18 protein-coding genes and 1 tRNA gene are annotated in these 19,323 nt (G+C 60.5%); 5 read left to right on the top strand and 14 right to left on the bottom strand.

The annotated features are described in order from the left end of the window. Positions 1 to 2,007, top strand: a 2,007-nt coding sequence (locus tag C7C56_RS25915) for a TonB-dependent receptor domain-containing protein (protein WP_106760231.1), incomplete at its 5' end; no start/stop codon positions are given. 478 nt (positions 2,008 to 2,485) lie between these two features. On the opposite strand, the gene C7C56_RS25910 is transcribed toward C7C56_RS25915, so the two are convergent. The 5 genes from C7C56_RS25910 to C7C56_RS25890 all read right to left on the bottom strand — a co-directional run bounded on the left by C7C56_RS25910 (position 2,486) and on the right by C7C56_RS25890 (position 7,850). Then, the gene (locus C7C56_RS25910) at positions 2,486 to 3,697 is read right to left on the bottom strand and encodes a DesA family fatty acid desaturase (RefSeq protein ID WP_106760227.1); all 1,212 of its coding nucleotides are present in this window, start codon (positions 3,695 to 3,697) and stop codon (positions 2,486 to 2,488) included. 109 nt (positions 3,698 to 3,806) lie between these two features. After that, positions 3,807 to 5,132 carry a mechanosensitive ion channel family protein gene (locus tag C7C56_RS25905; RefSeq protein ID WP_106760226.1) on the bottom strand — a complete coding sequence of 442 codons (1,326 nt, stop codon included), beginning with the start codon at positions 5,130 to 5,132 and terminating at the stop codon, positions 3,807 to 3,809. Positions 5,133 to 5,195: 63 nt separating this feature from the next. Then, positions 5,196 to 6,518, bottom strand: a complete 1,323-nt coding sequence (locus C7C56_RS25900) for an RsmB/NOP family class I SAM-dependent RNA methyltransferase (RefSeq protein WP_106760225.1) — start codon at positions 6,516 to 6,518, stop codon at positions 5,196 to 5,198. A 190-nt stretch (positions 6,519 to 6,708) separates the two neighbouring features. Beyond that, positions 6,709 to 7,302 carry a phosphoribosylglycinamide formyltransferase gene (gene purN / locus C7C56_RS25895; RefSeq protein WP_106760224.1) on the bottom strand — a complete coding sequence of 198 codons (594 nt, stop codon included), beginning with the start codon at positions 7,300 to 7,302 and terminating at the stop codon, positions 6,709 to 6,711. 149 nt (positions 7,303 to 7,451) lie between these two features. Beyond that, positions 7,452 to 7,850: a barstar family protein gene (locus C7C56_RS25890; protein ID WP_106760223.1), complete on the bottom strand. Its 399-nt coding sequence runs from the start codon at positions 7,848 to 7,850 to the stop codon at positions 7,452 to 7,454. A gap of 314 nt (positions 7,851 to 8,164) precedes the next feature. Between C7C56_RS25890 and C7C56_RS25885 the strand changes: the two genes are divergently transcribed. From C7C56_RS25885 to C7C56_RS25870, 4 genes are all read left to right on the top strand, one after another. Further along, positions 8,165 to 8,704, top strand: a complete 540-nt coding sequence (locus C7C56_RS25885; protein ID WP_106760222.1) for a glycine zipper 2TM domain-containing protein — start codon at positions 8,165 to 8,167, stop codon at positions 8,702 to 8,704. A 566-nt stretch (positions 8,705 to 9,270) separates the two neighbouring features. Beyond that, positions 9,271 to 10,056, top strand: a complete 786-nt coding sequence (locus tag C7C56_RS25880; RefSeq protein ID WP_106760221.1) for a spermine/spermidine synthase domain-containing protein — start codon at positions 9,271 to 9,273, stop codon at positions 10,054 to 10,056. A 34-nt stretch (positions 10,057 to 10,090) separates the two neighbouring features. Next, a complete protein-coding gene (gene tfpB, locus C7C56_RS25875; RefSeq protein ID WP_106760220.1) occupies positions 10,091 to 11,920 on the top strand; it encodes a type IV pilus assembly ATPase TfpB in 1,830 nt (609 codons plus the stop codon). 60 nt (positions 11,921 to 11,980) lie between these two features. After that, a tRNA-Lys gene (locus tag C7C56_RS25870) sits at positions 11,981 to 12,056 on the top strand. Between the two features lie 199 nt (positions 12,057 to 12,255). Here C7C56_RS25870 and C7C56_RS25865 read toward each other — a convergent pair. From C7C56_RS25865 to C7C56_RS25825, 9 genes are all read right to left on the bottom strand, one after another. After that, a complete protein-coding gene (locus C7C56_RS25865; protein ID WP_106760219.1) occupies positions 12,256 to 13,341 on the bottom strand; it encodes a type VI immunity family protein in 1,086 nt (361 codons plus the stop codon). Positions 13,342 to 13,345: 4 nt separating this feature from the next. After that, positions 13,346 to 14,065: a VRR-NUC domain-containing protein gene (locus C7C56_RS25860; protein WP_146204645.1), complete on the bottom strand. Its 720-nt coding sequence runs from the start codon at positions 14,063 to 14,065 to the stop codon at positions 13,346 to 13,348. Continuing rightward, a complete protein-coding gene (locus C7C56_RS25855; protein WP_106760217.1) occupies positions 14,062 to 14,628 on the bottom strand; it encodes a PAAR domain-containing protein in 567 nt (188 codons plus the stop codon). Before C7C56_RS25855 ends, C7C56_RS25860 begins: the two co-directional genes overlap by 4 nt. Before the next feature lie 116 nt (positions 14,629 to 14,744). After that, a complete protein-coding gene (locus C7C56_RS25850) occupies positions 14,745 to 15,251 on the bottom strand; it encodes a Rhs element Vgr protein (protein WP_106760216.1) in 507 nt (168 codons plus the stop codon). Positions 15,252 to 15,301: 50 nt separating this feature from the next. Next, on the bottom strand, positions 15,302 to 15,565 hold the full coding sequence (locus C7C56_RS25845) for a hypothetical protein (RefSeq protein WP_181373359.1): 264 nt from the start codon (positions 15,563 to 15,565) through the stop codon (positions 15,302 to 15,304). 276 nt (positions 15,566 to 15,841) lie between these two features. Beyond that, positions 15,842 to 16,393, bottom strand: coding sequence for an RDD family protein (locus C7C56_RS25840; protein ID WP_106760215.1), 552 nt, complete (start codon positions 16,391 to 16,393; stop codon positions 15,842 to 15,844). A 124-nt stretch (positions 16,394 to 16,517) separates the two neighbouring features. Continuing rightward, the gene (locus C7C56_RS25835) at positions 16,518 to 18,044 is read right to left on the bottom strand and encodes a hypothetical protein (RefSeq protein WP_146204644.1); all 1,527 of its coding nucleotides are present in this window, start codon (positions 18,042 to 18,044) and stop codon (positions 16,518 to 16,520) included. A 50-nt stretch (positions 18,045 to 18,094) separates the two neighbouring features. Then, a complete protein-coding gene (locus C7C56_RS25830; protein WP_181373358.1) occupies positions 18,095 to 18,691 on the bottom strand; it encodes an OmpA family protein in 597 nt (198 codons plus the stop codon). Positions 18,692 to 18,890: 199 nt separating this feature from the next. Further along, positions 18,891 to 19,244 (bottom strand): hypothetical protein, encoded by a 354-nt coding sequence (locus tag C7C56_RS25825; protein ID WP_146204643.1) that lies wholly within the window; start codon positions 19,242 to 19,244, stop codon positions 18,891 to 18,893. Positions 19,245 to 19,323 lie beyond the last annotated feature (79 nt).

Raw genomic sequence — 19,323 nt, 5'->3', positions numbered from 1 at the left:
GGCCGTCTGACCTCGGGTGCGATGTACAGCATGCTGCTCGGCAAAGCCGAGCCGACCGGCGGCGTGACGGCGACCTCGCCCAACACCTCGTCCAACGGCCAGCAGGTGTTCGCGCAGATCCGCAACCCCGTCATCGTCAACGAAACGACGATGTACGGGCACCAGCTCAAGGTGCTCAAGAGCGCCGACATCGTGTTCCCGGCCGGCACCACGCCCCAGTACGTGGGCAACTCGGAGGGCTTCTACCGCGACGGCGCCAACGCCAGCAGCGCCTTCCTCGACCTCGACGCCAAGTACCGCGTCAACAGCGCGCTGACCATCAAGAGCCTGGCCAACGTCACACGCGGCGTCGGCACGACCGCGCTCGACCAGGGCCTGACCTTCGCGCGCTACGGCACCGGGATCTCGTACGCTCTCAACGGCCTGCACGAGGCGCCCGATTCGAAGTACATCGGCGCCGGCGGCAACACGCCGGGGCTCAACCCCGACGGCAGCGGCTACAAGCTGGTCGGGCGCGGCGCCTCGGGCATCCGCACCACCGACCGCGAGCACAGCCTGTCGCTCGACGCCGAACTCAAGGTCGACGCCGGCGCGTTCCAGTCGCTCGAGTTCGGCGTGCGCCACGCCGACCACAAGCGCATCACCAAGCGCTTCGCGCCTGCCTTCGGCGTGCCGATCAACGCGACCACGCCGGCCGGACAGATCGTGCCGTATCCGTCGGACTTTGGAAGCGGCCTGGGCGGCGGCGACTGGGACAACACCGGCTTCACCTACACCCCCGGCGCGGTCAAGGACTACATCGCGGCCAACCTGCGCGAGACCACGCCCGAATTCGAGCGCCGCGTCGCCGCCGAGATCGACATGCGCGAGCGCCAGAGCGCGTTCTACCTGATGCAAAACTTCGAGGCCGACAACTGGTCGGGCAATCTCGGGGTGCGCTACGTGCGCACCCAGGTCAACGCCGAGCTCGTCACGCCGGTGCCGAGCGGCGCCTGTCCGAAGTTCGGACCGGGCCAGGCGGCCACGCCGTGCGCGGCCTATCCGGGCGCGATCAACACGGCCAGCGACGGCAGCAGCTACCTCAACGGCACGGTGTTCAACCCGCTGGGCGGCACGGTCTACTACAAGACGCCGACCGACCGCACCTTCAACAACCTGCTGCCGAGCATGAACCTGCGCTACGAGGTGCGCGAGAACGTCATCGCGCGCTTCGGGGCCAGCCGGACCATCGGACGCCAAAACTACAACATCCTCGGCGCCGCCTTCGGCACCCCGGGCTGCAACGCCTCCGGCTGCAGCGTGACGGGTCCCAATCCGACCCTGCGCCCCTTGACGGCCGACAACGTCGACGCGGCGCTGGCCTGGTATTTCGCGCCGCGCTCGCTGATCTCGGTCGACGTTTTCCAGTCCAAGATCGACGGCTACGTCAAAACCGGCGCCAACCGGCAGAACGCGACGGTCGACCTGGTCGACCCGCGCGACAACCAGGTCAAATCCTTCTTCATCAACACCTCGTCGCAACAGGGCGCGCGCATCCGCGGCATCGAGCTGGCCTTCGAACGGCCGCTCGGCGCCGGTTTCGGCATGCAGTCCAATGTCAGCCGCGCCAAGACGCAGGTCGAGGACGGGCGTCCGATGGTGGGCGCGTCGGAGTGGGCGGCCAACCTGGGCGGCTACTTCGAGAACGACAAGATGAGCGCGCGGCTGGTCTACAACTACCGCGGCAAGTACGTGGCGGCGAGCACGGCGCCGGCGCCTACGGCAAACAGCCAGGGCAATTCGCTCATCAACGGCGTGTTGATGCCGACCGCGCCGGTGATGGCGGCGGGCGTGTCGACGCTGGCGTTCTCGCTCGGCTACAACCTGAGCAAACAGCTGCGTTTGTCGTTCGACGCGACCAACCTGCTCAACACGGCGCGCGCGCAATACCGCTACAGCGAGGAAGAGCAGCAAAAGCTCGACGTCAGCGGACGCCAGTTCTACCTGAACCTCAAGTACAAGTTCTAAGGTGGTGGGTTGATAATAGTGAAACCGGACGCGTGATCGTTCGGTTTTTTTACGTCAGCAGTATTCGTGGATGATGTGTGGGTGATGTGCGGATGATGTGTGGGTGATGTGCGGGTAATGTGCGAGTGATGTGCGAGTGATGTGCGGGTGATGTGTAGATGATATGTGGCAGGGCGTCGTCCGCCGCCCCCCCCACCGTCATCCCCGCGAAACCGAGGACCCATGCTGAGCGTGCAGTCACCGGTCGCCTCACATTTTTGTACGTGTAGGTCGCGGGCCAACAGGATCGGACTGCGCGTGTTTGCCAGCTCAGTATGGGTCCCCGCCTTCGCGGGGATGACGGGGGGGGGGCGGGGATGACGGGGGGTGCGGGGATGACGGGCGGGATGACGTGAGTGGGCCCTCAGCTTGCGGTTTCTGTCATGTCAAATACAAAAAAGCCCCCGCGGGAGCCTTTTTGTTCTCGCTCTGAAGCGACCTAAGCGTAACTGCGCAGCCGCATCGAAAACTCCTGCAGCGACTTGATCCCCGACGCCTCGGCGCGCGCGCACCAATCCTGCAACTGCTGCAGCAGCTGGTCGCGCGTGAAGTGCGAACGCTCCCAGATCGCCGCCAGCTCGACGCGCATCTGGTGCATCGTCTCGAGAGCCTTGCTATGCTGGAACAACTCGACGAGCTGCTGCTTTTGCGGCGCCTCGAGCTTGCCCGGTTCGCGCTGCAGCAGCTTGCGGCTCGACTTCAGGAAGCGCTTCTCGAGCTCGGCCTTGGTCTTGAGCGTCTCGACCTCGTCGCGCCAGGTGCGCTTGAGCGACTTGGCGTACTTGGCCATCACGTCGTAGCGGTTGGCGATCACCGACTGCAAGGTCTCCAGATCCGCCTCCACCTTGCCCATCTCAAACCTCGGCGCCGGCGCCAGTTTCTTGACCTTGGCCAGGCCCAGCATTTCGAGCCCGCGGATGTAGCACCAGCCGATGTCGATCTCGTACCATTTCGACGACAGCCGGGCCGAGGTCGCGAAGGTGTGGTGGTTGTTGTGCAGCTCCTCGCCGCCGATCAGGATGCCGAACGGGATGATGTTGGTCGCCGCGTCGGCGCAGTCGTAGTTGCGATAGCCCCACCAGTGGCCGATGCCGTTGATGATGCCCGCCGCCATGACCGGGATCCACATCATCTGGACCGCCCACACCGTCAGCCCGAGCACGCCGAACAGCGCGACATTGATGAACAATAACGAGATCACGCCGGCGAAGCTGAAGCGCGTGTACAGGTTGCGCTCGATCCAGTCGGTCGGCGTGCCGTGCCCGTACTTGGCCAGCGTCTCAAGGTTTTTCGACTCGGCCTTGTACAACTCGGCGCCCTCGAGCAGCACCTTGCGGATGCCGCGCGTGACCGGGCTGTGCGGGTCCTCCTCGGTCTCGCACTTGGCGTGGTGCTTGCGGTGGATCGCGGCCCATTCCTTGGTGACCTGGGCGGTCGTGAGCCACAGCCAGAAGCGGAAAAAATGGCTCGGCAACGCGTGCAGATCGAGCGCGCGGTGGGCCTGGTGGCGGTGCAGGTAGATGGTGACGGAGGCGATGGTGATATGGGTGACCGCAAGCGTGTAAAAGAACACTTGCCAGTTGGAGAAACCGGTGATGCCGCTCGACAGAAAACCGAGCACGTCTTGCAGGGTGACGCTAAACAAATTCATTACTGCTCCAGGGTGGATTGCATGTCCGCGCGCCGGCGTTATCTAAAAAATACGAACCGGTATGGAAGAACGTTATTTTACGCTTTTCCATGGAACGTGGCACATCCGATCAACTTTGCGCGGGCGGCGGCGCGCCCGCCAGCACCGCCGCGATGCGCGCGTCGATGAAGTCGGTGTTGTTGGTGCGGACGAACGGCAGGCTGATCTGTTGTGACTTGAGCAAGGCGTAGATCTTCTTGTTCACATCCGAAATCACGCCGCTGCGCCCGTTCTCCGGATCGTCGATCGAAAAGCCCAGTTCGATGACGAAGCCCTCGGGCGCGAACTTGTTGAGCGACACCCCCGGCGCCGGCTCGGCCAGCACCCGCGGCACCCCGACCGGCACCTGCGCGAGCAGCGGCATGAGGACGTCGAGGTCGCACTCGTGCGACAGCGTCAGCACGCTCGACAGCCTCACCGTGCGGCTCGACAGCGACATGTTCTGGACCGCGCCCAAGATCAGCATTTCGTTCGGCAACACGGTGACCACGCCGTCGAGACCCTGCATGATCGTATAGCGCGCGTTGATGTGGCTGACCTTGCCCGCGTATTTATCGACCGAAATCATGTCGCCGATCGACAGGCTGCGCTCGAGCAGGATCACGATGCCCGACACATAGTTGCTGGCGATTTTTTGCATGCCGAAGCCGAGGCCGACGCCGAAGGCGCCGCCGAACACCGACAGCACCGTCAGGTCGATGCCCACCAGCGACAGGCTCACCAGCACCGCGACCACCACCAGCACCGCCCGGCTCATGCGCGCGAACACGACCCGCAGCGAGCTGTGCAGGCCCTGCACGCCCATCAGGCGCTCCTCGAGCGCGGCGCCGGCCCACAGCGCCACCATCAGCAGCAGCAACACCGACACACCGGCCTGCAGGATGACCGCCAGCGACACCGGGTTTTTGCCCAGCGGCAGCTTGGTCGCCTCGAGGTAGGCGAACACGTCGCTCCACAGGCCGGTCAGGTACAGGCACACGCCGACCCAGACCAGCAGCGCGAGCACGCGCTCGAACGTCAAAATGGCCGAGCCGAGCACGCCCTGGCGCGCGAACACCCGGTGCAGCAGGTAGAACATGAGGCGGATCACGACCAGCGAGGCCAGCAGCGGCAAGGCCACCCGCAGCAGGTTGACCTGCGGGAGCAGGCGCGACAGCACCAATGTGGCCAGAGCGAGCAGGGCGATCATCAACAGCGGGCTGAACACCCGCAGGAAACTGCCCGACCCGATCAGCTCGACGCCGGTGCGCCCCGCGCGCCGCAGCCAGAAGGTGCGCAACAGGCGCGCCAGCACCCAGCCGAGCACGACGCAGGCGGCCAGCGCCACGCCTTGCCAGACCATGCCGGGGTCGCGTCTATCGTTGATCAGGTCGTCAATCAGGTTGGACAGGAGCATGGGCGGGTCGGCGGCGGGTTGGTCGTCTGGTTCGGCTGGTTCAGATGGTTCAGATGGTTCAGATTACTGCGCGTCGGCGTCGGCGTCGGCGGTCCCGGCGTCGGGATCGGCCTTGGGCGCGCGCGGCGGCAAGGGCTTGCGCTCGAGCACGGCGGCGAAGAAGCCGTCGGTCTGGTGCTTGTGCGGCAGCAGCTTGAGGTAGTCGCCCATCTCGAGCGCGATCTTTTGCTCGGCCAGCACCTGGCTCATCGGCACGAGGAAGAACTCGGGATGGGCTGCGAGGAATTGTTGGACGATGAAATCGTTCTCCTCGTCGAGCAGGCTGCAGGTCGCGTAGACCAGCCGGCCGCCGCCCTTGAGCAGGCGCGCCGCGCCGTCGAGGATCGAGGCTTGCTTGACCTGCATCTCGGCGATCGCCTCCACCTTCTGGCGCCACTTGACATCGGGGTTGCGGCGCAGGGTGCCCAGGCCGCTGCACGGGGCGTCGACCAGCACCCGGTCGATCTTGCCGGCGAGGCGCTTGATCTTGGCGTCGCGCTCGTGCGCGATCTGCACCGGATGCACGTTCGACAGGCCGCTGCGCGCCATGCGCGGCTTGAGCTTGGCGAGGCGCTTCTCGGAAATGTCGAACGCGTAAAGGCGGCCGGTGTTGCGCATCGACGCGCCCAGCGACAGCGTCTTGCCGCCGGCGCCGGCGCAGAAGTCGACCACCATCTCGCCGCGCTTAGCGCCGACGATTTGCGACAGCAACTGGCTGCCCTCGTCCTGGACCTCGATCGAACCATTCTTGAACAGGTCGAGGTTCTGCAGGTTGGGTTTGCGCAGCACGCGCAGGCCTAGCGGGGCGAACGGGGTCGGCACGGCCGCCACGGGCGCGAGCGCGAGCGCGGCGATGACGTCCTCGCGCGTGGCCTTGATCGAATTGACGCGCAGGTCGAGCGGGGCCGGCTGGTTGAGGGCGTCGGCCAGCGCCAGCGTCTCCTCTTCGCCGAACTGGGCCACGAACTTGTCGAACAGCCACTTGGGCAGGTTCGAGCGCATCTGCGGCGGCATCAGGTTGCGGTCGATGCCGGCGATGCGGGTCAGGAACTCGGTCTCCTCCTCGGTCAGGCCGCCGAGCGAGTCGGCGCCCATGGCCTCGGCCAGGCCGAGGATGGTCAGGCGCCGCATGGTCGGGTTGGTGCCGGCCTCGGCGAAGTCGGTGAAGAAGGCCTTGTTGCGCAGGATGGCATAGATGCCTTCGGCGACGGCGCCGCGCTCGCGCGTGCCAAGGCGCGGATGGTCCTTGAAGTAGCGCGACAAGGTGGTGTCGGCGGGCGCTGAAAAGCGCAAAATCTCGCGCAACACTTCTTCAGTATTGCCGAGTATCGCTGGAGGCAATCTCATGGTATTCCTTAGTGGGTATTTTTTGGGGTGTCGGCGGGGCCGTGGTCGATGCTAGGAACCGAGAAATAATAACTTGAACAGTTGACCGCTTGCAGACGAGATGCCAGGCGAGGCGAAAAACACGCCGTGTAGCGAGCCACACAAGTGATTTTCGACGAAGCATGGCGCTCGTATGCAAGATGGGAAATGTTCAAGTTATTTTTTCTCGGTGACTAAGCCGTCCGTCGAGGAACAGGCGGATCGCGTGCGGGTACAGGATGTGCTCCTGCGCCAGCACGCGCACCCGCAAGCTTTCCTCGGTGTCGCCCGGCAGCACGGGGACCCTGGCCTGCGCGACCGCCGGACCGTGGTCCAGCTCGGCGGTGACGAAATGCACCGTCGCGCCGTGCTCGGCCACGCCGGCGTCGAGCGCGCGCCGGTGCGTGTCGAGGCCCGGAAAATCGGGCAGCAGCGAGGGATGGATGTTCAAGATGCGCCCGGCATAATGCTCGACGAACGGCGCCGTGAGGATCCGCATGAAGCCGGCCAGCACGACCAAATCTGGCGAAAAACCATCGATCACCTCGCGCAGGGCGGCGTCGAACGCCTCGCGGCTGGCGTAGTCGCGGTTGGGCACGACGGCGGTCGGAATGCCGTGTTCCTGCGCGAAAACGAGGCCCTTGGCATCGGCCTTGTTGCTGATGACGGCGCTGAAACGGACCGGCCATTGCCCGGCCTGGGCCGCGCGCACGATCGCTTCCATGTTGCTGCCACGCCCGGAAAGAAGGATAACAATGTTTTTCATAAGCGCGCATTGTAACCCGAGCAGCAGGCCGGACCAAGAAAGCGCGGCAAATATGTTGCAGCGCAGCACCCGCCGGACGGACCGGCCCGGCGCCGCCGCGGGCGCCTTTACGCCGATATGTGCGCCGATGTGCGCGCCGATTTGCGCGCCTATTCGAAGGAGTAGAAAACGCGGAACGGGACCTTCTTCTCGGCCCAGTAGTCGGCGGCGTCGCGGAACACGTCGAGCAGGGTCTCGCGCGCCTCCTTGTCGAACTTCTGGGTGTTGGGCAATTGCTCGAGCACGACGAGGAAGCCGGGCTGGGGGCCGGCCTTGTTGATGGTGTCGGTGAGCGACTCCCGCAGGGCGTCGAAATTCTTGCTCGAAGGCTTGGGGAAATAAAACTTTTCGCCAATGCGGGCGCACACCTGCTGCTTGGTCAAGGTGTCGGCGCAATGGGCGTACAGGAAATGCTGCCCGAGACGGGCGGCCTCTTCCTGCAGTTCCACGACACGGAAAGCACGGATGGATTGGACCAGGTTGGGCGGCACGGTTATCAACAAACTCATTTTTCCCTCAAGTCGACCGGTCATGATGGAGTGCCAGCATTTCATTGCCACGCGCCAATATAACCCTGAATACAGTAAGGGTAACGTTTTGTGGTAACTGAATCAACCCGAATATGGTATCAAGCGCAAGTTTTGCTCTAAAACAGAAGTTTGCCTCTAGAAACGGTGGTTAATCCCGTCCAGCGCAAGGCATTCGCGCGGCGGCTGTTACAAATTGTTGCCTTGCCATTTATCGGGGATTGCGGGGGGCGGTCTAATATATAACTAATCGCCGCGCTGGCGCCGACCAATTGAACAACCACCTCGAGGTAGCCATGAACATCCAAGCCAAACTGATCATTACCGCCATCGGCATCGGGCTGTTGCCGGCCGCGCAGGCGGCCGAGTTCGCCGATTACGGCCGCGTGCTGCGGGTCGAGCCGCGCACGGAGCGCTACAGCCAGCCGCGCGAGGAGTGCCGCACCGAATACGTGCAGGCGCCGGTGCAGCAACAGCAGCCGCAACGCAGCGCGGGCGGCGCCATCATCGGCGGGCTCACGGGGGCGATATTGGGCAACCAGGTTGGCGGCGGCAGCGGCCGCGCGGCGGCGACGGCGGCTGGCGCGATCGCCGGCGCCATGGTGGGCGACAACATCGACAACCGCGGGCGGGCGGCACCAGGCGGCTACCAGCCGCAGTACCAGGAGCAAGCCGTGCGCCAGTGCCGCATGGTCGACTCGTACGAATCGCGCACGGTCGGCTACGACGTGACATACGACTACCGCGGCCAGACCTACACGACCACGATGCCGCGCGACCCGGGCAAGCGCGTGCGCCTGCTCGTGTCGATGGAGCCAGATCCGCGGCAGTACTAAACTGGGAGTGGGAGCGCAAGCGTCCACGCTTGCCTCCCTACCAGTGCGCATCGCCATACCAGTGGCACATCTCCCGACCAGTGGCGCATCGCATCTCCCGACCCGTGGCGCATCAGAAATCGCGATGCGCAACTTACATACGCCCCGCCCCCAACGTCATCCTCGCGAAAGCGGGGACCCATACTGAATTTGCACAAACGCGGCGTCGATCCGTTTTGCCCGCGCAAGTCACCGGCCTAAAATTTCGAACGACCCATATAAGTACGCTCAGCATGGATCCCCGCATGCGCGGGGACGACGTTGGTTTTATTGCGCGTTGCGCGTTGCGCATTGAGCGTTGCGCGTTGCGCGTTGCGCGTTGAGCATTGCGCGTTGCGCGTTTAGCTTGCGCGTTGAGCGTTTAGTTCGCGATTACCGCTCAACGAGCTTGAACTCTTTACCAATTCCGACGCGCATTAGTGCCCACCCAAACAACCGTCGCCCCCGTCACGGACCGATTCCCCTTTCTCCGCTTGCAATAGCGCAAGCCCCCAAACGATAATAGGCCGATCGAACCAGGTCGCCCTATGCTCATTAAACGAAAATCCATCGAACAAGTAGAATCATCGCGCCGCCCGGCGCGCAAACCCAAATTCGCGCCCGTGACGCTGTCGGAACAGGACGGCGTGCGCTACCTCCACTTCGGCACCGAGTGGGTGCAAGGTGCGATGCGCCTGCGCAAGCCCGACTGGCCCGAGCTCGAGTACGCCCAGCAGATGATGGCTTGGATGCTGTACCTGCCCGCGCCGCGTGCCATCGCCCAGCTCGGCCTGGGCACTGCCACGCTGACCAAGTTCTGCTACCGCAACTTCCCCGAGGCGAGCGTGACGGCGGTCGAACTGAACCCGTCCGTGATCGCCATCTGCGCCTCGATGTTCAAGCTGCCACCCGAAGACGAGCGCCTCTCGGTGCGCGAGATGGACGCGCTCGACTTTGTCATGGACCCAGACAACCTGGGCCGCTTCGACGTGCTCCAGTGCGACCTGTACGACGCCACCGCGCGCGGCCCGGTGCTCGACACGCCCGAGTTCTACCGCGACTGCAGCGCCTGCCTCACGCCGGACGGCATCATGACGGTCAACCTGTTCGGCGACCACCCCAGCTTCGCGAAGAACATCAAGGCCATGAAATTTGGCTTCGACCATGTAATTTGCCTGCCAGAAGTGCATGATGGTAATGTTGTGGCGCTGTGCTTCAAGCGTCGCCGCAACCTCGACGCCGCCGCGCTCGGCGCCCGCGCGGCCGAAATCGTGGCCGCGACCAAGCTGCCGGCCAAGACCTGGGTCAAGGGCATCCTGGCGGCCGAACAATAAACTTGCGACACCAACCACCCACGGGAGCCATGCCTTGAGCGCACATCCAGCAGCAACACCTGCAGCGCCCTCCCCGGCTCCCAAGCCGGCGCGCGTGTACGCGCTCGACCTGCAAGCGATCTTCACGTGGCTGCTTGCCGATGGCATGGTCGACAAGGACGAAGTCAAGGCCCTGTTCGCGCAGGCCCAGGGCGTGATGCGCAACACGCCCGGCGCCAGGATGCATCCGCTGGCCGCCGTGGCGCAATGCAAGCTGGTGTCGAAGCAACCGCCCTGCCGCCTGCTCACGCTCGACCTGCTTAGCGAATGGGTCTCCGGCAAGCTGGAGCTGTCGTTCACCCGCATCGACCCGCTCAAAATCGACTTCACACGGGTGGCCGAGGTGATGTCGGCCGAATACGCCGCGCGCTTCAACATCTTGCCCCTCGAGCTGACCGGCACCACCATCGTCATCGCCACCGCCGACCCTTTCAACAGGGACTGGGAGACCGAGATCGCCAAGATCGCGCGGCGCGACATCAAACTGGTGTTCGCCAACCCGCTCGACATCGCCCAGTACATCAGCCAGTTCTTCAGCCTGGCCAAATCGATCCACAGCGCTAAGAAAACCAAGGGCCAGGACGTCGCCCTGCGCAACAACTTCGAGCAACTGGTCGAACTGGGCAAGTCGAACAAACTCGACGCCAACGACCAGCACGTCGTCAACATCGTCGACTGGCTGTGGCAATACGCGTTCGAGCAGCGCGCCTCCGACATCCACCTCGAACCCAAGCGAGATGTGGCCGCGATCCGCTTCCGCATCGACGGCGTCTTGCACCAGGTCTACCAGGTGCCCTCGGTCGTCATGCTCGCCATGACCGCCCGCATCAAACTGCTCGGCCGCATGGACGTGATCGAAAAACGGCGCCCGCAGGACGGCCGCATCAAGACCCGCACCACCACCGGCCAGGAGGTCGAGCTGCGCCTGTCGACGCTGCCGACCGCGTTCGGCGAAAAGCTCGTGATGCGTATTTTCGACCCCGAGGTGGTGGTCAAGACGCTGCCCGAGCTCGGCTTCCCGCTCGACGACGCGCGCCGCTGGGACTACCTGACCACGCGTCCGCACGGCATCATCCTCGTGACGGGCCCGACCGGCTCGGGCAAGACCACGACCCTGTACACCACGCTCAAGGCGCTGGCGACCTCGGAGGTCAATGTGTGCACGGTGGAAGACCCGATCGAGATGGTCGAGGCGTCGTTCAACCAGATGCAGGTGACGGCGGCGATCGACCTGACGTTCGCCGACGGCGTCAAGGCGCTCATGCGGCAAGATCCGGACATCATCATGGTCGGCGAGATCCGCGACCTGGTCACGGCCGAGATGGCGATCCAGGCCGCGCTGACGGGCCACCTGGTGCTGTCGACGCTGCACACCAACGACGCGCCCTCGGCCGTGATGCGCCTGCTCGAGCTCGGCGTGCCCTACTACCTGCTCGAGGCGACGTTGATCGGCATCCTGGCGCAGCGCCTGGTGCGCACGCTGTGCGTGCATTGCAAGTCGCCCGACGGCGAGATCCTCGACGACGTGTGGCACAGCATCGGTGGCGCGTGGAAGATTCCCAAGCCCACCACCATCTACCGTCCGGTGGGTTGCCCGGAGTGCCGCCAGACCGGTTTCAGGGGCCGCACGGGGCTGTACGAGTTGCTGACCGTGTCGGAGGAGTTCACCAAGCTGATCCGGGAAGAGACCGAGCTGTCGGCGCTGCGCCAGCAAAGCGTGGCCGAGGGCATGAAGCCGCTGCGCATCGCCGGCGCGCTCAAGATCATCGAGGGCGTGACCACGGCCGAAGAGGTGCTCAAGGTGACGACCGCGCTGCGCGCCTGAAAATAATATGCGCACTTCCCTAGCGGAAATGAAAACCATCGGCTATAATTCTGCCTCTTCGGGTCGTTAGCTCAGCTGGTAGAGCAGCGGACTTTTAATCCGTTGGTCGCAGGTTCGAATCCCGCACGGCCTACCACGAATACCCAGAAAGCCCACGAATTTAGGTTCGTGGGCTTTTTGCATTGTGCCGCCGCGCTTTGCGGTTCGAAATAGCCGCAGTTACCTCACCAGCGTGAAAAAAAACGCACCCTAAGCATCGAACCGCACGTCGTCCTTGCGAATGCGGGGACCCATAGAACGCTCGCCCGGCGTAAGCACATCCAATTTTCGACTTTTTAGAGTCGCCCTGGTAAAGTCGTCTCCTTGGTCAGCTTCGGTTCGTCCAACAGCTTGGTCTTGAAACTGAGTAGTTCCTCTGGCGGCACGTCGAAACGCTCAAACCACTTGTCGGCAGCAGCGTCACGAATTCGGGGCTCACCGAACGCAGACGCGCCGTGCAAGTCAAACAACTCCTTGCACCTTACGTCCTTCAGTAGCATATTTAGCAGCACGTAGCATGCTGGCTGTGGATCATCATCTACTGACGCAGGTGCCGCGTATGGCCCAGCCTGAATGACTATGCCATCGCTGTACGGGTACAGGGCAAACCAGTCCATCGGCAACTCCGACCGCACCGCCGACATACCGCCGACCCTCTCCAATAATTCGTTATTTATCGCAGTCAGCCATGACACTGTTTTGATTCCAGTCCCGGCACCCTTCATTGCCTTGATAGGACCGCCAATGTCGTAGTCATAGTATTTTTCTGAGGTGATCGCTTCAGTCGGTTCGTTGTCGTAGGCACGCACCAACGACAGCACCAGTCCATTACCGCCATACCCATGCACGGCTTTCAAAAGGCCGGCAAACTTGACGAGCATCGCCTGAAACGCGAGAGGGTGTTCTTCCGCGTACAAATGAGGCATGGAAAAGCGTACGACAGACAGCCCCCAAGTACCCATCTTCGCCTGCCAGCCCCCCCTGCCAACAGCTTGAAATTCCCATGGACCCGCGTCGACTTTCTGCTTTCCGCTGGTGTACCCGAAACTTACGGCGCTATCCTCCGTTAGCTGCTTCATCAGATCAGACATAGATTTCGCGTCACGGTATGACAGGCAACCCTTGCCGTCTTTAGGTTTTTCCCGCCAGAGCCAAGTAAGATATTGCCCTGCTATGGCTTCGTACTCTTTGAAGCACGCACAAATTGCAGCCCGTACAGCAGGCGTATGGGCGTCTTTGAAGAACAACGTACCTGTCAAGGCAGGCACCGCCCCCACGTAGCCTTTCTTCGCACGTTCCATGAATTGACCACCCGGAATTGCCATCTTGGACTGATTCTCTTTCAAGAGCTTAACCCTGTCGATTTTTGAAAGTTCATCCATGCTGTTAGTCCTTTAGATTCGGGAGTTTCTTAGGTAGCCTAGGACGCCTTCCACCACGCCTGCCTTTATTGGCGACAATGTCAAGCATTCCCTCCAACTCGTCTACCAGTTCTTCGTTCTTCAAGTCCGCTGTACGCTTCTTGCGGTCTGGATCGTCGCAGCTACACATTTTCGGCGTCAGCAAGGCTAGTTTCCCCCTGCCAGATATTATTTCATAGCTCTCTGCTTGAAGGATGCCCCAATCGTCGTCGTCGAACTTAATCTCTACAACCTGCTTGATATTGTCCTGTGTTGGCGGCTTCGTAGGGTCGTTGACGATCACAACATCGGGGCGGCGTACATAGCCTTCGCCCGGTAACCATAGCGGATGCGTAGGGTCCGCATTCCAGTTTTTTTTAATCCAGCCGGGCGCCCAACGGTGGACCATCGTTTTGGTCTCGAAATCCATGATCGGCACTGGCGGGTCCTTGGTCATATCGTAGTTGACTTCAGTCTTGTGCTCGCTCTGATAAATCGCCAAGGTGTCGCGTTTGCTCATCATTTTTGATACACAAACTTGCCGCAGGCTTTGACCATTCTTACCAAGTTCTGGCACAGCCTTGCACTCGCAAATAGCCATGCACAGCACGTCTTTGTCTTTTCCGCTTACCTCGGCGAAGTTGATGAAAACTGGAGTTGTAGTGCCCTTGAGCGACATTCCCCCTTTAGGGTATGGGCCGCTCACGCGTCAGGTTCCACAAGGTCAAATGCGAGCGCTTCAGAGGCATCACGCTCGACCCACTGAGTGTATCCCTCGCTGTCTGTCTGCCCTGTGATGTACTGGCCTTCCGTTGATCGTACACGCACGTTAGTAGGTGCAACAGGCTGACCACTATTACGGTCAAGCACCTGAAAGCGCCCCTTGAACCGCTGCCCATCGGAGTCTACAGGTTCGTCCTCGTAAGCCGCTACCATGGTGCTGCTGATGACGCCAAACCGATCTTCCAGCCCACCCCCGGCACCGGGAGCGGCCCCGCCATGTGGCACTGTAGTTGTGATGCCTTGCTTGCCGCCGATGAGTGTGGCCCCGCACGCGACCTTGCAGCCGTCGTAGGCGACAGCGGCACCATCGGAGATGAAATTCATGTCGCCTTGTGCGATTGGAAATACGCCTTTGCACTTTGGGCAGGAAACCATATCACCCATACGCGCCCACGGAAGCCCCATGGTGTCCGTCGTAGACCCTGCTGTAATCACCGTCCCGCCGTGGTCCGTAGTGTCGCCTAGTACGATAATAAGCTTACCCATATTACCCCCTTAGAAAATTTGCATAAATGGCATTAATCGAGCCATTTTAGGGGGAACCTGCCGGGAAACAATAGTGCTTCTTGGGCAACCTTTCTATTTATCAAGAGTCGTCCAATTTACCCCCGCTTGCGATACAACATGCACCGGCCCCAGTCTCTCGGCAGATTCGCCACGCTAGCCGGATTGGCAAGAAAGCCCGCCAGTACCTGCTCATACAGTGGCAAGCTACCGGCGTAACGCGGCTGACGCATGGATACCGAAGTACCCAAGTGTTTGAGCATGAAATAGTCAGCCAGCACATCGCCCTGAGCCTCCATGTTGTAGTCAGCCAGCGTCTTGCCCGGTGCCAGATCGTAGGCATACGACAACCCGATACGCACCGCTCCCCGCAGACGCACCGCGTACCCTAGCTGGAATTGCCAAACATGTGCCATTTCATGAATGAACCAATGCTGGTTGCTGACGGATGCCTGAGCGTAATCATCAAGGAAGCAGGACGCGTGAAAGTACAGATTACCGTTCGGCGTCATCGCACAGTTGGTAGGCTGAAGGGGCATATAGCGGCGGGCATGGATGCGCACACGCCCGTAGTCGATAGCGTCACGAAACAGGATGGATGCCATAGCTATTTCGCCAGAAGTAAGCGGGCGACTATTTGGTGTGCGAACCAGCATTAGGTTACCATCTCGTGCATGAACCAGTGTTTGGCCGCCACGTCGCCGGTCGAGAAATCGTCGCGGAAGCACGAGTGGTGGAAGTACATGCTGCCGTTGGGCGTCATCGCGCAGTTGCGCGGCTGCAGGCCGAGCGGAAGGTAGCAACGGTTGTGGATGCGCACTTTGCGGTAGTCGATGGCGTCGCCGAACAACGCGGCCGCCATGCCGATTTCGCCGGGGGTGAGGTGGCGCGCGGTGCGCCCTTGCTGTTGTGCCTTCATGGGAGGGGCAGTCTACCACCCTTCGGGCAAAGGGCCGGCGATCGGGAGCAGCGCTTGTGCGGGAACCCCTTGCGGCGGCCATCCAACTGAACTTGTCGCACCGGAATGAACAAGCGACAACCGGCGCTCGCATGCCAGGCATGTTTGGCTTGCCATCCACTCCGGCTTGCAAAAGTCGCGCTTCCGATGGATACAGCTCAGCGGGAATTGACGCGCCACGCGGGATCTAGCGGCTCCTGCCGCGCTCGACCGCCGCGGAGTGCCCCCACTGCGGCGCTAGCCTTTCAAACTGGAAAATGTTCTGGTTCCAGAGACGAGGTCGACAAGAGTCGGCTTATTCAAAATCAAACTTCCCATGATCGATAATAATTGAAAAAACCCGAGACTGGCCAGATAAAGGAAAACGTTAGGGGTTTCGCCATCCAACAGCACGACAGCAAGCATCAAAAACAAGGGGATTGTCAGGATAAAGCGCACGATCGACTGCAGCAAAGTCGCCGCAGAGCCCGACTTTGAAAGCACTTTCAGTTTCAGCGCGTTATGGCCGAGCGCTCCCTGCGTTGCTCCGGTAAGACGGTAATCGGTCACCGACCAAAGCAACACTAGAATGCCAACAAAACCAACAATCGCCATGACGTTGAAATCATCCGACACCAGATCGTTGATATAACCCCCAAGATCAATCAACAATGCGATTGCTGAAATATCGTCGAACTCCAAAGCAAAAATTACTAGTCCGGCAACAACAACAAAAAACGTCGCCGAAAATAAACCATTCAATATCATGCTTGCCAGTCTTGGCAACCTGCCGGGTGTTTGCAAAATCATTCTTATATTTTCCTTTTATTAAATATTCAACCGAATATTCAAGCCAAACAGCACGTTAAGATTTCTGCAACTATTTTATAGTCTTGTTTCCTATTTGTCAATCGCCCCTCAAGCCGCGACGGCCTTAGCGCTCACGGCATTGAGATTCTGAGAATTTCAAGCCGCTGGCATGCGCAAGCCCGTTTTTCCGGCATATTTCGTCAGCGTGTTCATCCATGTATTTGGCCGCCTCGCCGCGCGAAGCCGAGTCCACCTTGAAATAGGTGACGGGGCCGCTCGCGCTCTTGCAGTAAATTTTACATTCGAAGGTTTTCAGCGCCTTTGCCGCCGATGGACGGCCAGCACTGGCGGCGGAATCGGTCCCGTTGCTCGCGCGCCTGTCGCCGCCGACGCTGTTCATTCTGGCCAGCAGCTCGCCAATGCCTGCGCCACACTTGCACGCACCATAACAACCACGCGCCAGACCGGCTGCCAACAAGCCACCAAAGAAACTGCGTTGCCGGCCATTTCCCGTAATCCCATCGCAATTACCCCTGCACTCTGCGATTTTTTCCCTGCAACGATTCTGCTCCTCTTCCCATGCACTCCGGCAGGCTGGGGTGCGCATGCACCGTCTTTCATCCTCGACCGCCAACTCTTGCCTTCTTTCTGCCTGGTGCGCCTCTTCTTGCTTGCGCAACTCGGCGGATCTCGCTTCGTCGCGCCTGCGCTTTTCGGCGAGCCGCGCCTCCTTGGCTTGGCGAATTTCTTCGTCGCGTGCGGCTTGCCGGCGCTGTTCGTCGGCCATTGCTGCGACGATTTTCTCCTGCTGCTCCGCTGTCTCGGCCTTTGCCTTCGCGGCCGCCGCATCCGCCGGGTCTTTGATCAAGAGATAGGATTGATAATATCCATCGAATGTATCCTGGCTATGAAGCCGCCGTATTAGATTGACAAACACCGGCTTCACCATATTTCTGGGGTCGTTATGGGCGAATTGCAGAAGAAAAGCCTTCACATCGGGGATTTTTGCCTCTTTGCCGCTTGCCTTTGCATAGAGCTGGTCATATCGTTCCGTGAATCGCGGATCGATTCGATCGAAATAACTATCCTCCCCCCCGGCCCAATTGCTATAACGCAGGCTGTGGGGATCCATGTCATCAATTGGCTCAAAAAAAACATGGAGCGATTCACCCTGCTTAAGTTGCACCATCTTCGTGGCGGCTTCGGGGTGATTTTTGTTTTGCCCCGTCGACGTCGCCCCGCCCATGTGCGTGATGTATTTGGAATATTTCTTTGTGTTTAGGTTGAACAAACGTAGGGATTGAATATCCAGCACCGCACTGTAGAGGCTTCTGCTCCGCGCCAGACCGCTTATCTGGACCACCGTCCCTTTCTCATTGGCCCACATTTTTTCCATCCGCAATGCGGGGTTGCTATGATCCTCGTCATATGCCTCGGACGATTTCTCTACCGTCCATTCCCGGGTGCCTGGGCTTTCCCTTTTGATTTCCTCAATAGCGGCTTTGGGATCGGACTGATTTGATGGATCAACAGGGCCGCCCACGGCCATACCACTATTCTGGCCGGTATGATTCCCATACGGGATCGCGGTTTGCGCGGAAGCAGCCGCCCCAACCACGCCCAGCGCAAATAGGCACCAGACTTTCGCCATCCAGCGAGCCAAGCGAAGGGCGCCAGCTTCCATCGGTGACAACGAAGACATTACTCGAACACTTTCTTGAAAGTGCCAAGCGGGTCTTTCAGGAAATTTTCCAATCCATCCGACAAGCGATCCCCAAGCGAGGCGCCGCCAATTTTTTCCACCGTCTCGCCAACAACCAAAATCTCGGTACGCCGGTTAGCTTGCCTGCCCTCCGGGGTGCTATTACTCGCCGAAGGCTGCGACGGGCCGAATCCTTTGAAAGCAATTCTTTTCCCGTCTATGCCTGCGCGGATCAATTCCGTCCGAACCGCATCAGCCCGGCTCGCTGAAAGCTGCAGATTTGCTTTTTCTCCGCCAATATTATCCGTATGCCCCTCAATTACAATATCCGCCTTTGTTCTCTCTTTGAGAATCTTCGCAACACGCGCAACGAAAATTTTCCCGTCCGCTTTCACGTCCGCCCTACCCGTGTCAAACAGAATCCGTTCGTCTGAGGTGATCAGCGCCCCTTTCGCTGTTTGAGTGACTTTTACGGCCGTGCGCTTCGAGCTATCCGTTGCCACTCCTCCGGCTCCAGTAGTGGCGCATCCCGAGAGTAGCAGCGTGAACCCGACGAGGATGGCATAAAAATTTTTTTTGCAAAGCGAATAATTCATTAACAACTCCATTTAAGTACGATAAATTCTAAAAAAGGACGGATTTGAATTGTGGCACTCCCTTACACCATTCTTCGCACGCTGGACTGATTTTCAAAAATTGTTCGCACGGTATGCATCCAACCTGCAAATCGCCGGCGAAATCGCGGCACAGCACTTCCAAATCGCTGCGCCGCGCCGTATTGCCGGTGGCAGTCATTTAATTGCGGCTGCATTGCTCCGGCCGCATGGTCTCTTTGGATGCCGAGCCCTTGCTATCGTTCTTGCAAATCTGGTCGCCTTGCTGATCGACCTTTGCCGCGGCGTCCTCTTTACTGTCTGCCTTGACGGTCACCGTGGTGGTTCCGCTTTGGCAGTAGACCTTGCACTGATAATCGGCGGCTGAAGCAAAACCGGACATGGAAATCAGGCACAACAGAAGCATTTTTTTCATTTTGTTTCCTAAAAGCACGTTTATTGGAATCCGTCCCGGCCAGGCAGGTCCGGACTGCTGCCAAATCACCCACCGTTCCGGGATGGTGATGGCGCCATTTCGTCGTTTGGCAAGGAGCATGTTTGATCGGCCAGCGCGCCAAGCGTCCGCCAATTAACCTCCAGATGCAATAGACGGCCCCGCGACAGATTTGTCAGGG

It is taken from the genome of Massilia glaciei, assembly GCF_003011895.2.
Lineage (GTDB): Bacteria > Pseudomonadota > Gammaproteobacteria > Burkholderiales > Burkholderiaceae_D > Telluria_A > Telluria_A glaciei.
This window is presented reverse-complemented; position numbering and strand designations above follow the sequence as displayed.

Excerpts from the sequence above, each read along its gene's own strand:
- C7C56_RS25840 (WP_106760215.1), bottom strand. The coding sequence starts at position 16,393 with ATGATTTTGCAAACACCCGGCAGGTTGCCAAGACTGGCAAGCATGATA.
- C7C56_RS25910 (WP_106760227.1), bottom strand. The coding sequence starts at position 3,697 with ATGAATTTGTTTAGCGTCACCCTGCAAGACGTGCTCGGTTTTCTGTCG.
- C7C56_RS25845 (WP_181373359.1), bottom strand. The coding sequence starts at position 15,565 with ATGAAGGCACAACAGCAAGGGCGCACCGCGCGCCACCTCACCCCCGGC.
- C7C56_RS25830 (WP_181373358.1), bottom strand. The coding sequence starts at position 18,691 with ATGAATTATTCGCTTTGCAAAAAAAATTTTTATGCCATCCTCGTCGGG.
- C7C56_RS25890 (WP_106760223.1), bottom strand. The coding sequence starts at position 7,850 with ATGAGTTTGTTGATAACCGTGCCGCCCAACCTGGTCCAATCCATCCGT.
- C7C56_RS25855 (WP_106760217.1), bottom strand. The coding sequence starts at position 14,628 with ATGGGTAAGCTTATTATCGTACTAGGCGACACTACGGACCACGGCGGG.
- C7C56_RS25850 (WP_106760216.1), bottom strand. The coding sequence starts at position 15,251 with ATGGCATCCATCCTGTTTCGTGACGCTATCGACTACGGGCGTGTGCGC.
- C7C56_RS25865 (WP_106760219.1), bottom strand. The coding sequence starts at position 13,341 with ATGGATGAACTTTCAAAAATCGACAGGGTTAAGCTCTTGAAAGAGAAT.
- C7C56_RS25880 (WP_106760221.1), top strand. The coding sequence starts at position 9,271 with ATGCTCATTAAACGAAAATCCATCGAACAAGTAGAATCATCGCGCCGC.
- C7C56_RS25905 (WP_106760226.1), bottom strand. The coding sequence starts at position 5,132 with ATGCTCCTGTCCAACCTGATTGACGACCTGATCAACGATAGACGCGAC.
- C7C56_RS25825 (WP_146204643.1), bottom strand. The coding sequence starts at position 19,244 with ATGCTCCTTGCCAAACGACGAAATGGCGCCATCACCATCCCGGAACGG.
- C7C56_RS25835 (WP_146204644.1), bottom strand. The coding sequence starts at position 18,044 with ATGGCGAAAGTCTGGTGCCTATTTGCGCTGGGCGTGGTTGGGGCGGCT.
- C7C56_RS25885 (WP_106760222.1), top strand. The coding sequence starts at position 8,165 with ATGAACATCCAAGCCAAACTGATCATTACCGCCATCGGCATCGGGCTG.
- purN (WP_106760224.1), bottom strand. The coding sequence starts at position 7,302 with ATGAAAAACATTGTTATCCTTCTTTCCGGGCGTGGCAGCAACATGGAA.
- C7C56_RS25900 (WP_106760225.1), bottom strand. The coding sequence starts at position 6,518 with ATGAGATTGCCTCCAGCGATACTCGGCAATACTGAAGAAGTGTTGCGC.